The sequence below is a fragment of the Butyrivibrio sp. genome (genome assembly GCF_017433805.1).
GTDB lineage: Bacteria > Bacillota > Clostridia > Lachnospirales > Lachnospiraceae > Butyrivibrio.
On sequence record NZ_JAFRGN010000006.1, the window covers coordinates 36,227 to 50,310 of the forward strand.

The following is a 14,084-nucleotide window of genomic DNA, read 5'->3' on the forward strand; positions in this document are numbered from 1 at the left end:
GATTATTGTTGGGAGGAAAAATAATCATGGCAACTAGTAATAAGAATAAGCAGATTTGGAAATTTATCTGCGCTGGTGTTTCTTTGGCTCTTTTCTTTGGACTCATCGCACTTGTTAAGAGCTACGATGTGGATGCTATAGGCCCTGAGGGAACATCAATTGGTTTTTCACATTTAAACGGAGCAGTACACGACAAGTTTGGCTACAGCAAGTTCTGGTATTTCCTTACTCAGATATTCGGTCTTGTAGCTATTGGTGTTGTTCTCCAGTACGCGGCAGCAGGCGCATACCAGCTTATTAAGAGAAGAAGCCTTCTTAAAGTAGATGGACCTATTCTCTTATTGGGCGGCTTATATGTTGTAGTGTTTGGTCTCTATGGACTCTTTGAAAAGGTTGTTATCAACTACAGACCTATAATAGAAGAGGGCGCTGAGCATGTGGAAGCATCATTCCCATCATCACACACAATGCTTGTGTGCGTTGTAATGGGCTCTCTGATCCTTATGATCAATAAGTACAGATTACAGGCATCCAGCAACGACAGATTTATCATCAGATTGATTGCGGTAGCTTCTATAATTCTTACTGTAATTGGAAGACTTGTCTGCGGAGTTCACTGGTTTACTGATATTCTCGGCGGAGTACTTATCAGTGCAGCTCTTTTATTCCTGTTCTCAGGACTTCTTGATAGGCTTGAAATCAAGAAATAACAAAAAATTTTGATGCCTAAATCATCAAAAAATGGTTTTGAGGGATGATTTTTAAAAGAGATTTAGAAAAAATTATCCCTCACAAACCGCATAAATACTGGCTTCTTGAAAAAACTTGCAAAAAAAATAAAAAAATTTAAAAAAAGTGCTTGCATTATTTTCTGAGTTGGGATAATATAAACAAGTCGCCGCGATACGGCGGTGACAAACAAAGCTTAAGCCTCGTTGGTCAAGCGGTTAAGACGCTGCCCTCTCACGGCAGAATCAGCGGTTCGATTCCGCTACGAGGTATTGACTGTTTAATAACAGCCCAACCCGAGTCCAGATCACATATGTGATTTGGATTTTTTATTGCTAATAATTTGACATTATTGCATTATCATGCTAATATGCATGTGTAACATAAGATTTAGACTAGTTTGAAGTGGACTTTCGCGAGTCCACTTTTTCTGTGCAATCAAAGAGAGGATTTATATGTCCAAAAAAGACGATATTGAAAAGAAGACCGAAGCCCTTCTTACTCCAATTGCTGAGGCAAATGGTGTCAGAGTCTATGACGTAGAATACGTCAAGGAAGCCGGTGAGTGGTACCTTAGAGCTTATATTGACAAGGATGGCGGAGTTAACATCAATGAATGTGTTGATGTGAGCCATGCACTTTCAGATGCTCTTGACGTTGATGACTTCATTGAAGAGGCTTACACATTAGAGGTTAGCAGCCCTGGACTTGGCAGACAGCTCAAGAAGGACAGGCATTTCGCCAGCAGCATCGGCCAGGATGTAGAACTCAAGCTCTTTAAGGCCAAGGACGGCGTCAAGGAATTTGCCGGAACACTTAAGAGTTTTGATGATACAACCGTAACCGTAACTATAAATGATGTAGATGAAACTTTTATAAGAAAAGAGATATCAGTGATTAAGCTTGCTCTTGATTTTTAATAATCCACGAGCGGAAAAAGGAGATTACGATGAGTAAAGAATTAATGGATGCCCTTGACCTTTTAGAAAAGGAGAAGAACATCAGCAAGGATTCTCTGTTTGATGCAATTGAGAATTCCCTTATCACAGCTTGCAAGAACAACTTTGGCAAGGCTGACAATATCAGAGTAGAGGTAGACAGAAATAACTGTGACTTCAAGTGCTACGCTGATAAGGAAGTAGTAGAGACAGAAGATGATGTTATGGATCCTCAGATTGAGATCAGTCTTGACGATGCCAAGAAGATCAGCAAGAAGGCTAAGGTTGGCGATATCGTAGCTGTATCACTTAACTCCAAGGAGTTTGGACGTATTGCTACTCAGAATGCCAAGAACGTTATCCTCCAGAAGATTCGTGAGGAAGAGCGCGGCGCTATCTATAATGAATACTTTGAAAAAGAGCATGACATCGTAACAGGTGTTGTACAGAGATTTATCGGCAAGAACATTTCTATCAACCTTGGTCGTGCAGATGCAATCCTCAACGAGAACGAGCAGGTTAAGGGTGAGGTTTACAGACCTACTCAGAGACTTAGAGTATACGTTCTCGAGGTTAAGAATGGTTCTAAGGGACCTAGAATTCTTGTATCACGTACACACCCAGACCTTGTTAAGAGACTCTTCGAGCAGGAAGTTGCTGAGATTCAGGACGGTACAGTAGAGATCAAGTCAATCGCAAGAGAAGCTGGAAGCCGTACTAAGATCGCTGTTTACTCTAACAATCCTAACGTAGATGCAGTTGGCGCATGCGTTGGTGTTAACGGCGCAAGAGTTAACCTTATCGTAGATGAGCTCGGTGGCGAGAAGATCGACGTTATCAACTGGGATGAGAACCCTGGTAACCTTATTCAGAACGCCCTTTCACCAGCCAAGATCGTTGCAGTATTCGCTGATCCTGACGAGAAGAGTGCTAAGGTTGTAGTTCCTGATTACCAGCTTTCACTTGCAATTGGTAAGGAAGGTCAGAACGCAAGACTTGCAGCAAGACTTACAGGCTACAAGATCGATATCAAGAGCGAGACTCAGGCTAAGGATGCTCCAGGATTCCGTATGGAAGACTACCTCGACGATGAAGACTACGATGAGTACGAAGAGGGTGAGTACGAGGAAGGCGAGTACGAGGAATCTGAGGGAACAGAAGAGTAATCCTCTAGGCCCCATATTTCAGGAGTAAGAGATTTATGCAAAAGAAAATTCCCTTGAGGAAATGTGTCGGTTGCGGCGAGATGAAAGAGAAAAAAGAAATGATCAGAGTTCTGAAGACGCCTGAAGACGAGATCATTTTAGATACCACTGGCAGAGCAAATGGAAGAGGTGCTTATATCTGCAACAATTCCGAGTGCCTTGCCAAGGCCATCAAGAACAAAGGCCTTGAGAGATCTCTTAAATCCCGGATACCAGAGGAAGTTTCAATTAGGCTACAGAAGGAGCTTGGTTAAATATTGGATTCTAATAAGAATTATTCGTTACTGGGGCTATGCATGCGAGCGGGCAAACTTAAGAGCGGCGAATTTGCTGTGCTTGAGGCAATACGAGCGCATAAGGCAGAGCTTGTTATCGTAAGTGAGGATGCTTCCGATAACACCAGGAAACAGTTTAATGATAAATGTAAATATTATAATGTCCCTATAGTTTTCTTTGGAACCAAGGAGGAATTGGGACATGCAATAGGTAAGGATGTTCGAACAAGTCTGGCTATAACAGACAAAGGCTTTGCACAGTCGCTTCGGAAGAACTTACAGTTACCACCAGATGATACTGATGGCAACGACTTACATTCGGCAAACAGAAATACGGAGGAAATGTAATGGCAAAAATAAAAATATCCGATCTTGCATTTGAGCTTGGATGCGAAGGAAAAGAGCTTATAAGCTTTTTGCAGGAAAAAGGCATTGAAGCGAAGCGTTCGAACAGTTCTATAGAAGAAGCAGATGCAGAAGTAGCTCGTAAGCACTTTGGCGGAGCTAAGGCAGAAGCACCTAAGAAGGAGGAGAAGCCTAAGAAGGCTCCAGAGAAGGCAGAAGAGCCAGCAGCTAAGCATGCTGAGAAGCCTGTAGAGAAGGCAGCAGCTAAGCCAGCAGAAGCTACAGACAAGCCAGCTGGAGAAGCTCCTAAGAAAAAGAAGAAGATTATCATGGTTACTAACGCCGGTAACTCCAAGATGGGCGGCTTTAATAACCAGAATAATTCAGGCAATGGTAATAACAACCAGCGTCGTGACAACAACAGAGGTGGTAACAACCAGCCTCAGCGTAAACAGTTCGCGCAGTCACAGAACGTATATCATCCTATCAAGCCTTTGACAGCACCTTCACAGCTTGATAGCTATAGTTCTCCTGTTAAGAAGACACCTGCACCAGCTCCCAAGAAGGAAGCTCCAGTTCAGACACCAGTTCAGGAACAGCCTAAGGCTCCAGTACAGGAGCAGCCTAAGGCACCAGTTCAGGAACAGGCACCTGTAGCAAGTGCTCCAGTAGAGAACAGAAACAGAGATAATCAGTCATTTAGAAACGACCGTAACGATCGTAATGACAGAAACGATAGAAACGACAGAAATGATAGAAACTCCGGCTTTAATAGAAACGGAGACAGAAATCAGAATGGTCAGAACAGAAATGGTGGCCAGGGCGGATTCAGAAGAGACAACGCTCAGGGCGGATCATTTAACCGCGACAACAAGGGCGGCTTTAATCAGGCTGCAGGCGGCCAGGGCAAGTTTGCTGGCAAGAACGACAAGTTCGGCGGCAACAAGTTCGAGGGCAAGCGCGGTGATAGAAATGACAGAGGCGCAGCTTTCGAAGCACCAGTTAAAGAGGGTGGAAGCCATAGAGACGAAGAAAGACGTCGTATGGGCCAGGAGAAAGATAAGCGCAACAAGAAGGATCTTGCTTACGAGCAGGAAGAGATGATGCCAAGAAGTAAGAGAGTTGGCAGATTCATCAAGCCTGAGGTCAAGAAGGTTGAGGAACCTGAAGAGCAGATCAAGGTTATCACAATCCCAGAGAAGGTTTCTATTAAGGAACTTGCTGAGAAGATGAGAATGCAGCCTTCAGTTATCATCAAGAAGCTCTTCATGGCTGGACAGATTTCTACAGTTAATACAGAGCTTTCATATGAAGAGGCTGAGAATATCGCAATGGAATATGAGATTCTCTGCGAGAAAGAGGTTCCAGTTGACGTTATCGAAGAGCTCCTTAAGGAAGAAGATGACGCACCTGAGACACTCAAGAAGAGACCTCCAGTTGTCTGCGTAATGGGTCACGTTGACCATGGTAAAACATCACTTCTTGATGCTATCCGTAAGACATCTGTTACAGACAGAGAGGCAGGCGGTATCACACAGAGAATCGGTGCTTATACAGTATCTGTTAACGATCAGAAGATCACATTCCTTGATACACCTGGTCACGAAGCATTCACAGCTATGCGTATGCGTGGTGCTAATTCAACAGATATCGCAGTACTTGTAGTAGCTGCAGATGACGGTGTAATGCCACAGACAGTAGAAGCTATCAACCATGCTAAGGCAGCTGAGGTAGAAATTATCGTAGCTGTTAACAAGATTGATAAGCCAAACGCTAATATAGACAGAGTTAAGCAGGAAATGACAGAGTACGGTCTTATCTCTACAGATTGGGGCGGAACAACAGAGTTCGTTCCTGTATCTGCTAAGTCAGGTGAAGGTATCGAGGACCTCCTTGAGACAATCATCCTTACAGCAGATATCCTTGAGCTCAAGGCTAACCCAGACAGAGAGGCAAGAGGACTTGTCCTTGAGGCAAGACTTGATAAGGGCCGTGGTCCTGTAGCTAACGTACTCGTTCAGAAGGGTACACTTCACGTTGGAGACTTCATTTCAGCTGGAGCAAGCTCAGGTAAGGTTAGAGCCATGGTTGATGATAAGGGCAACAAGCTTAAGGAAGCTCGTCCTTCACAGCCAGTTGAGATTCTTGGTCTTTCTGATGTTCCTAACGCAGGTGAGGTATTCCTTGCACATGCTACAGATAAGCTTGCCAAGCAGTATGCTAATACATACCTTCAGCAGCACAAGAAGGATCTTATCGAAGAGACTAAGGCTAAGATGTCACTTGATGATCTGTACTCCAAGATCGAGGAAGGCAGACTTCAGGAACTTGATATCATCATCAAGGCTGACGTTCAGGGTAGCGTAGAGGCTCTTAAGCAGTCACTCCTCAAGCTCTCTAACGACGAAGTTGTTGTTAAGGTTATCCACGGTGGTGTTGGTGCGATCAATGAGTCTGATGTAACACTCGCTGCAGCATCTAACGCTATCATCATCGGATTTGATGTTCGTCCAGATGCAACAGCTAAGAGCATGGCTGAGCACGAGGGCGTAGAGATCAAGCTTTACAAGGTTATCTACCAGGCTATCGAAGAGATCGAATATGCTATGAAGGGTATGCTTGCTCCTATCTATGAGGAAAGAGTTACTGGACATGCAGAAGTTCGTCAGATCTTCAAGGCATCCAAGGTTGGTAACATCGCCGGTGCATTCGTTAAGGATGGTGTCATCAAGAAAGAATGCAAGGTTCGTATCCAGAGAGATGGCGAGCAGATCTTCGAAGGTGATCTTGCTTCACTCAAGAGATTCAAGGACGATGTTAAGGAAGTTAAGGAAGGCTTCGAGTGCGGTCTTGTATTTGATGGATTCGATTCAATACACGAAGGCGACTATGTAGAAGCTTATGAGATGGTAGAGGTTCCTCGCCAGTAAGCCTTTTCCTACAAAGGAGTAAAAATGCGTAAGAACAGCAATAAGAATAAAAGAATCAACGGCGAAGTAATGAAAGTTATTTCAGAAGCTCTCCGTTATAGTAAAGATCCCAGAATCAGCCCCATGACTTCTGTCATGGACGTTGAAGTCGCTCCAGACCTTAAGACATGCAAGGTCTGGGTAACAGTTATGGGTGATGATGAGGACAGAGCCAGAACAGCTGAAGGCCTTAAGAGCGCGGCAGGCTATGTTCGCAGTACTTTGGCTAAAGAGCTCAATATGAGATACACTCCAGAGATCAGATTCATCATGGATGACTCAATTGAGTATGCTATCAATATGTCCAGGAAGATTGATGAAGTAACAGCCAAGGACAACGAGGCCAGAGCGGCTCGTGGTGAAGAAATAGAAGAAGTAGAAGAGTCAGAAGACGAAGAGTCTTTTGATGAAGAGTAATTACAAATATTTATAGTGTTGAAAGAGTAGGTTTCTAATGAAAATTGATGAATTGATGAGTGGAGTTACAACAGTAGGTATTGCAGGTCATGTCAGACCAGACGGAGACTGCATAGGTTCTACAATGGGGTTATATCTTTATCTGACCAAGAATTATCCAGGCGTTAAGGCAACAGTTTTCCTTGAGGATATTCCTGATGAGTTCTTATTCATCAAGGATGCAGACAAGATCAACCATACTTTCACATCAGATGTTGAGAGCTTTGACCTCTTCATCTGCATCGACTGCGAAAAGGGCAGACTTGGCGGCGCAGAGAAGTTCTTTGATGCAGCCAAGAAGACACTTAATATTGATCATCATATCAGTAATCCAGGAACTGGCGATGTTACTTACATCGTTCCAACAGCCAGCTCAGCTTGCGAGCTTGCATATAATGTAATGGACGAAGACAAGCTGGATAAAGAAATCGCTCAGGCGCTCTATACTGGTATGGTAACAGATACAGGCGTATTCAAGTATAACAGCACATCTCCCAAGACTTATGAGATCGCTGGTAAACTTACATCCTACGGTTTTGATTTCACATGGCTCATTGACCACGTATTCTATGAGAAGACATATACACAGAATCAGATCCTTGGTAGAGCACTCCTTGAGAGTATCACTCTTATGCATGGTAAGGTAATTGCTTCTGTTGTATCCAGACAGACAATGGACTTCTATGGTGTTAACGGCAATGATCTTGATGGAATCGTTAATCAGCTGATGTTCACTATCGGTACAGACGTTGCTATCTTCATGTATGAGGAAGAGCCAATGATGTACAGAGTAAGCCTTCGTAGTAATGGTAACATTGATGTTTCCAAGGTTGCCAAGCTCCTTGGCGGCGGTGGTCACGTAAGAGCATCAGGATGCACACTGAATGGAACTGCACACGATGCGATCAACAGCATTACCAATTACATTCAGCAGCAGTACGACGAGAAGAAATGATAATCTGGTCGCCGCATTCGAAATATTCGGGTGCGACGACTATTTTTACCTAGGCGGACATATGAACAAATACAACGGACTTATCAATATCTATAAGGAACAGGGCTTTACCTCCAACGACGTGGTGGCCAAGCTAAGAGGAATCCTTCATCAAAAGAAAATAGGTCATACTGGAACTCTTGATCCTGATGCCACAGGTGTACTTGTTGTGTGCCTCGGTACAGGAACCAAGCTTGTTGAGATGCTCACAGACCACGACAAGGAATATATCGCGGTTTGTAAATTGGGCGTAACTACAGATACTCAGGATATGTCAGGAACTATCCTTGAGGAAGCTGAGGTTAATGTCACAAGGCAGCAGCTCCACGAGGCAGTTCAGGCTTTTGTTGGTGACTATGACCAGATTCCACCTATGTTCTCAGCTATCAAGCAGAATGGTAAAAAACTCTATGAGCTTGCAAGAGAAGGCATAGAAGTAGAGCGTAAGCCAAGAAAGGTTCATATCAGCGCCATCACAATACTTGATGACAGCAACCTTGATAAAGACAACACCTTCGTTATGGAAGTTAAGTGCTCAAAGGGAACCTACATCAGAACCCTTTGCAATGATATAGGGCTTCGTCTTGGATGTGGAGCAGCAATGCAGAACCTAATGAGGACAAGAGTTGGTGCTTTTGCTCTCGATACTGCAGTTAAACTCTCACAGGTAGAAGAGATGAGAGATAATGGAACTCTCGAGGGAATCATTCAGTCTCCTGAATATATTTTTAAGGACCTTGATAAGATACACGTCAAGGATTCCTGCAGAGCTCTTCTTGAAAACGGTAACAGCTTCCGTAAGGACAACGTAGTTAATGAAGATCCTGACGAAGTTAATGATACAGAATTCTCAGAGCAGATGTTTACTGATGGTAACATGGTAAGAGTCTATGCTGAGGACGATACATTTTTTGGAATCTACAAATATGACGCCAGAACCAGACAGTTCAAGGTGGACAAGTTCTTCTTTGAAAAGAACTAATTATACAGTAAGTTTGGAATATCACAATGCAGATAATAACACGACTTGATGAACTTAATATACAGGACAAAACAGCCATTGCTATTGGTAAGTTTGACGGAATTCATTTAGGACACAAGAAGCTCCTTAAATACATTCTTGATCAGAAACAGGATGGACTTAAGGCAACAGTTTTTACCTTTGAGCCATCACCTGAGGAATTTTTTGTTGGACACCCTGTTAAGCAGCTCTTTACCCGCAACGAGAAGCGCAAGGCCTTCGAAGACATGGGAATTGATATACTTGTTGAATTCCCGCTTAATGAGAAGACTGCAGCAACTCCCCCTGAGGATTTTGTTAAGACTATCCTTGTTGAGGACCTCAATGCAGACTATATAGCTGCCGGTACCGATGTTTCTTTTGGCGACAAGGGAAGAGGAGATCAGTATCTTCTTCGCAATATGAGCAAGGAACTTGGCTTCGAACTCTGTCTTATTGATAAGGTAATGCTTGATGGAGAGGAAGTTTCATCCACAAGAGTCAGAAACCAGATAGCAGACGGCGAGATTCCAATGGCCAAGAGACTTCTTGGCGGCGATTACAGCATTATGGGAATCGTTGAGCATGGCAATCATCTGGGCCACACTATCGGTATCCCTACTGTTAATATCTTGCCTCCTGCTGGCAAGCTCCTTCCACCTTTTGGCGTTTATAGCAGTAGAGTTATTATCGACGGCGAAGAGTACAAGGGAATGACCAATATTGGCCGTAAACCTACTGTATCCTCCGACAACCAGATAGGCGTTGAGACCTTCATTTATGATTTTGATCAGGACGTTTATGGTAAGACCATAGAAGTCAGACTTCTTGAGTTCAAGCGCCCTGAGATGAAGTTCGATTCCGTTGAGCAGCTCAAGGCTCAGATGGAAAAAGATATTATCAATATATCATAAAATATTAATTTATATTTTATAAATGTAACCAACTATATATGTTAAAGTTTTTAGTGATTGGACACGTAATCAAGGGGGTATTATGGACCAGATCACTAAAAAAATAGTTGGGAAAATCAGTATTATTCTGACTGCCATGCTGGTAGTCTTCAATTTGGGGTGCGTTACAGCAAAGGCCGCCCCTTCTATTCAGGTCAGAAACACATATTCCAATGCGCAACAGGCAAATACCGAGGGTAAGACTGTAGTTGCTGACCTTCAGATCATTAATCTTGATGTGCCATCTCAGGGCAAGCTCCTCGACAGCTTTGCCACTATCAAAACATCCCAAGGACTTTATTGGAATATTCCTGTTATCTGGCTCGATCCACAGGGGCAGATTTCTTCTGTGTGTATTCCGGGCATCAAATATATTCCTATTTTCGCATTCTATCTCCCTGACAACATAGTTGTAATGAATCAGGGGAATTCCCGCGGATACTCTATTGAACTGCCTGAATTCGTAGGTCAGCTCTATGGTGAAAAGAGCTTTCTGTCTATCAGCAATCCTCTTTCCGGAGTTACATACATCACAACTTCCTCAATTGTCGGCTATCTTGGATCATCAAATGGTCCACAGGTCTTTAATTCCACTGAGCTAAAACGTCTTTCTACTATTAGTAGAGGAACTGGAATATTCGACGTTGCCACTGCGCAAAAAGAGCTGCAAAACGGCCTTACGCAGATGGCTGAAGAAACAGAAGATTATACTGATACAGGCGCTGAAGATTCTTACTACGTAGAACCAGAAAACAAAGATTCTCAAGATCAAGTAGATGATTATAGCGATGATGATCAGATTCTTTCCAGTGAGGGGAATTACTCAGATGCTGGAGAAACTAAAGGCGGATCATCAGAAATACCAGTTGATCCCAAGCCGGTAGAGCCTGTTGTAGATCTTTTGGCAATCCATTGTTCAGATAATGTTATTGCGACCATTGGTCGCGAGAATCTCACAAACCTTCTGAACCTTATCATGAATGTCATAGAGCCACAGGCGGTTAGCCAGCTTACTAACAATTTCCAGTGCTATTATGATGGGGCAAAAGAAAATGCGCTGGGCAAAGAGATAGGTCTTTATGTATATGATTCCAGAGTGGACCATATAAAAGACAGAGACTATGACGATGCTAATGCCTATGTTCAGCCCAAATATGAGAACATAACGGTTAACGGCGAGGAAATAACATCCTACGGCTATTTCATGGCTGTTAACACCAAGTCTTTATATAAAGAAAATGAAGATGGCACCTATTCTTTGATCAATACGGAAATTGATACACTGAACAATACCATTACCCATGAGCTCATGCATGCTTATATGGACGACTATGTCAGAACCGGTATGACAGGCCTTGCTAATAATCAGACCGAGTATACTGCAGATGAGAACAAATTTCCTAACTGGTTTATAGAAGGTTCAGCGTCCTCAGTAGAAAACGTATATTCATATAGATATGAAGTCTTTGACGCTATGCATACGGATAAAGAGGATGCGTTATCTGATTACACTGTGGATTCTCTTTTGGCATATTATCAAAACTTTAATGATGAATATTATGGAAGTCCTAGCATAGACAGCAAAAATAAGTATTATGATTCTGATAAGAATACGGCCAGTGCTTATGTGAGTGGATATCTTGCGTGCCTATACCTTGCCGATATGGCTATAGAAAAAGGCTACGTGGAAGGCAAGACTTCCGCAGTTACAGATACTTATGACGGGGATAAAAACGTATATAGTTCCGCTATCCTTAGGAGCGGATTCGATGAGATATTGAGAAGACTTCATAATGGAACTTCTCTCGATGACATCATAGATGACATATCTAATGGAACCTATGCAGATACAGAGAGCTTCCAGAACGCATTCCTGACTGGAGCATATAATGAAGCAAATGGCACTTATGAAAATGTTGATGCTTCTGCAAATTTCTGCGTTGACGTTCTCAACTACCTTAATAAGGTGTCAAAAGACCTGACGGGGGATGCAGAATATGTTGAGTTTGCCAACGGTTCAGTCCTTTTGGACTTTGCTACAGACAAAACTTCAGTTATTGATGCAGCGTCAACAGACAGTGAACCTGAGCAGACACTTTATAATATTGTAGATTCAAAAGACTATGTAGAGTCTACAGTATCTAACGAGAGTACCTGGGCTACAGCAGGAACTAAGGGCCCGGCAATGCCACCTGAAGGAAATGAGGATACAGATGCTTCTGATACTCCTGAGTCTGATGATGAAGGGCAGATTGCAGCAAGGGCGCCTGAGGTTGATGCTCCGCCTGAGCAGATTGCTGACAAGCAGATATCTAGCGAAGAGGCAACGACAGTAACTACCCAGACTGATCCTGTTACCAATAACGATGCAGATGAATCCGTACCGGAAGATCTGGCCACGCAGCCGTCTGATGAAGATGACAACGAGGATGATGGAGAAAAAGAAGCTGATCCTGATCCTGAGTCTGAGTCCGAAAAAGATGCAGAACCAGAGCCAGAGACAGAGCAGGAGTCAAGTACTGAATCAGAACCAGAGCAGGAGCCAGAATCAAGTACGGAATCAGATACAGAGGCAGCTCCTGAGCCTGCAGAAGATAATAATGAAGATAGTCAGGAAACATCAGAAACAGAGCCTGAATCAGATGATAACAATCAGGAAACAGAGCAGTAATAACTGACACAAATATATTAACAGATTATAAAAAAGAGTCACTTTCTCTTTGAAAGTGATTCTTTTTTTGCGTAATACAGTCAAATTATAAAATGGTTGTTTAGACTTATAAACTAATCATAAATTTATGCTTAATCGACAAAAGAAATGATAAATATGATTTTGTTTATGATTTTGTATGATGTATAACTATGACAAGTTAAATGAAACAGCATATACGTGTGTGTTATTTTTGAATGAGAGGGAATTAGTTATGAAGAGAAAGATGATGAACAAGCAACTTATAAAAGCAATCGCAGTTGGACTTAGTGCCAGCATGGTACTTCAGCCAGTAACAGCACTCGCTATTGAGGGAGATGGCGACAACCTTACAGAGGGTAATGAGCAGCAGGCTAACAATCCTAGCGAAGTAGAACTTGTAAACAACGCAGAGCAGGCTTTTGATGAGTCTGTAAACGACAGTGATATGGGTGTTGAGCAGGCAGTTGAGCAGGTAAATGAAAGCTTAGCAGCAGTTCAGGATCAGTTTACACCAGAAGCTCCTGCAGCTGATGATCCAGTAGTTGAAGATACTAAGGAAGCTGTTTCAAACCCAGATCTTAATCAGGTTTATGATAACAGCATTTCTAATATCAGTCAGGATGCTCAGAATCTTACAAACAGTGTTGATACAGTTCAGGACGATATCACAGAGCTTAATGGAGATGTTCAGACTCTTAACTCTACAGATTCAAATAGAAAAGATGCTGTTGATACATTAGATAATACACCATCTCTTGATGCAGCAGCAGGCAAGGCAGCAGGTGCTTTCTCAGATGTTTCTGATAAGATCGAAGAAGCAAATAATAAGATTGCAGCAGCAAACACTCAGCAGGAAGCAGAAGCTGCATACGAAGAAGCAGAAGCAGCTGTTAATGCAGCAAATGCAGAACTTGAAGCAGCCAAGAAAGAATTTAATGAAAAGAAAGCAGCTTATGAAGCAGCTCTTCAGGCAGCAAATGATAAACAGGGCGAATACCTTGAAGCTATAAATGATATTACTCAGGACGCAGCTACAGCAGAGCAGGATCTTGCAGATGCTAAGGCATACGCAGCAGCTCTTAAGGGAGAACTTGAGACAGCTAATGCTAAGCTCGCAGCAGCTAAGAAGAATGCAGAAGATGCAGGAGAACTTGATGTTGCTGCTAAGGAAAAGCTTCAGAAGGAAGCTGGTGATGCAGTAACTTCTGCAAACGGCGTAGTAAATGGACTCAATGAAGCAATCTCAGCAGGAACAGCAGCAGAGAAGGCAGTAAAGGACGCTAAGGATGCAGCAGATAAGGCAGAGACAGATAATGCCCAGGCAATAAAGGATGGCGAGGATGCAGAGAAGGCAGTGAAGGACGCCAAGGATGCAGCAAATAAGGCAGAGACAGATAGTGCCCAGGCAATAAAGGATGGCGAGGATGCAGAGAAGGCAGTGAAGGACGCCAAGGATGCAGCAAATAAGGCAGAGACAGATAATGCTCAGGCAATAAAGGATGGCGAGGAAGCAGAGAAGGCAGTGAAG

General features: G+C 43.0%; 11 protein-coding genes, 1 tRNA gene and 1 pseudogene. All 13 read left to right on the top strand.

What is annotated here, in order from left to right:
* Positions 1-26 precede the first annotated feature (26 nt).
* The gene (locus tag IJI01_RS00490; protein ID WP_292184187.1) at positions 27-710 is read left to right on the top strand and encodes a phosphatase PAP2 family protein; all 684 of its coding nucleotides are present in this window, start codon (positions 27-29) and stop codon (positions 708-710) included.
* Positions 711-929: 219 nt separating this feature from the next.
* A tRNA-Glu gene (locus tag IJI01_RS00495) sits at positions 930-1,001 on the top strand.
* A gap of 183 nt (positions 1,002-1,184) precedes the next feature.
* Positions 1,185-1,649 carry a ribosome maturation factor RimP gene (gene rimP, locus IJI01_RS00500; RefSeq protein WP_029231496.1) on the top strand — a complete coding sequence of 155 codons (465 nt, stop codon included), beginning with the start codon at positions 1,185-1,187 and terminating at the stop codon, positions 1,647-1,649.
* Between the two features lie 29 nt (positions 1,650-1,678).
* Entirely contained in the window at positions 1,679-2,833 is a 1,155-nt protein-coding gene (gene nusA / locus IJI01_RS00505; protein WP_292184192.1) for a transcription termination factor NusA, read from the top strand.
* A 35-nt stretch (positions 2,834-2,868) separates the two neighbouring features.
* Positions 2,869-3,126: an RNase P modulator RnpM gene (gene rnpM / locus IJI01_RS00510; RefSeq protein ID WP_292184195.1), complete on the top strand. Its 258-nt coding sequence runs from the start codon at positions 2,869-2,871 to the stop codon at positions 3,124-3,126.
* Between the two features lie 3 nt (positions 3,127-3,129).
* Positions 3,130-3,495, top strand: a complete 366-nt coding sequence (locus tag IJI01_RS00515) for a L7Ae/L30e/S12e/Gadd45 family ribosomal protein (RefSeq protein ID WP_330622964.1) — start codon at positions 3,130-3,132, stop codon at positions 3,493-3,495.
* The gene (gene infB, locus IJI01_RS00520; protein ID WP_292184198.1) at positions 3,495-6,422 is read left to right on the top strand and encodes a translation initiation factor IF-2; all 2,928 of its coding nucleotides are present in this window, start codon (positions 3,495-3,497) and stop codon (positions 6,420-6,422) included. Before IJI01_RS00515 ends, infB begins: the two co-directional genes overlap by 1 nt.
* Before the next feature lie 24 nt (positions 6,423-6,446).
* Entirely contained in the window at positions 6,447-6,878 is a 432-nt protein-coding gene (gene rbfA, locus IJI01_RS00525) for a 30S ribosome-binding factor RbfA (protein WP_292184200.1), read from the top strand.
* A 37-nt stretch (positions 6,879-6,915) separates the two neighbouring features.
* Positions 6,916-7,872 (top strand): DHH family phosphoesterase, encoded by a 957-nt coding sequence (locus IJI01_RS00530; protein ID WP_292184202.1) that lies wholly within the window; start codon positions 6,916-6,918, stop codon positions 7,870-7,872.
* A 61-nt stretch (positions 7,873-7,933) separates the two neighbouring features.
* Positions 7,934-8,893: a tRNA pseudouridine(55) synthase TruB gene (truB, locus tag IJI01_RS00535; protein ID WP_292184204.1), complete on the top strand. Its 960-nt coding sequence runs from the start codon at positions 7,934-7,936 to the stop codon at positions 8,891-8,893.
* Between the two features lie 26 nt (positions 8,894-8,919).
* On the top strand, positions 8,920-9,825 hold the full coding sequence (locus tag IJI01_RS00540; RefSeq protein ID WP_292184207.1) for a bifunctional riboflavin kinase/FAD synthetase: 906 nt from the start codon (positions 8,920-8,922) through the stop codon (positions 9,823-9,825).
* A gap of 82 nt (positions 9,826-9,907) precedes the next feature.
* Entirely contained in the window at positions 9,908-12,535 is a 2,628-nt protein-coding gene (locus IJI01_RS00545) for a hypothetical protein (protein WP_292184210.1), read from the top strand.
* Positions 12,536-12,788: 253 nt separating this feature from the next.
* Positions 12,789-14,084, top strand: a pseudogene (locus tag IJI01_RS00550) (hypothetical protein); the annotation flags it as partial.

Coding starts and splice junctions, on each gene's coding strand:
- IJI01_RS00490 (WP_292184187.1), top strand. CDS start 27: ATGGCAACTAGTAATAAGAATAAGCAGATTTGGAAATTTATCTGCGCT.
- rimP (WP_029231496.1), top strand. CDS start 1,185: ATGTCCAAAAAAGACGATATTGAAAAGAAGACCGAAGCCCTTCTTACT.
- nusA (WP_292184192.1), top strand. CDS start 1,679: ATGAGTAAAGAATTAATGGATGCCCTTGACCTTTTAGAAAAGGAGAAG.
- rnpM (WP_292184195.1), top strand. CDS start 2,869: ATGCAAAAGAAAATTCCCTTGAGGAAATGTGTCGGTTGCGGCGAGATG.
- infB (WP_292184198.1), top strand. CDS start 3,495: ATGGCAAAAATAAAAATATCCGATCTTGCATTTGAGCTTGGATGCGAA.
- rbfA (WP_292184200.1), top strand. CDS start 6,447: ATGCGTAAGAACAGCAATAAGAATAAAAGAATCAACGGCGAAGTAATG.
- IJI01_RS00530 (WP_292184202.1), top strand. CDS start 6,916: ATGAAAATTGATGAATTGATGAGTGGAGTTACAACAGTAGGTATTGCA.
- truB (WP_292184204.1), top strand. CDS start 7,934: ATGAACAAATACAACGGACTTATCAATATCTATAAGGAACAGGGCTTT.
- IJI01_RS00540 (WP_292184207.1), top strand. CDS start 8,920: ATGCAGATAATAACACGACTTGATGAACTTAATATACAGGACAAAACA.
- IJI01_RS00545 (WP_292184210.1), top strand. CDS start 9,908: ATGGACCAGATCACTAAAAAAATAGTTGGGAAAATCAGTATTATTCTG.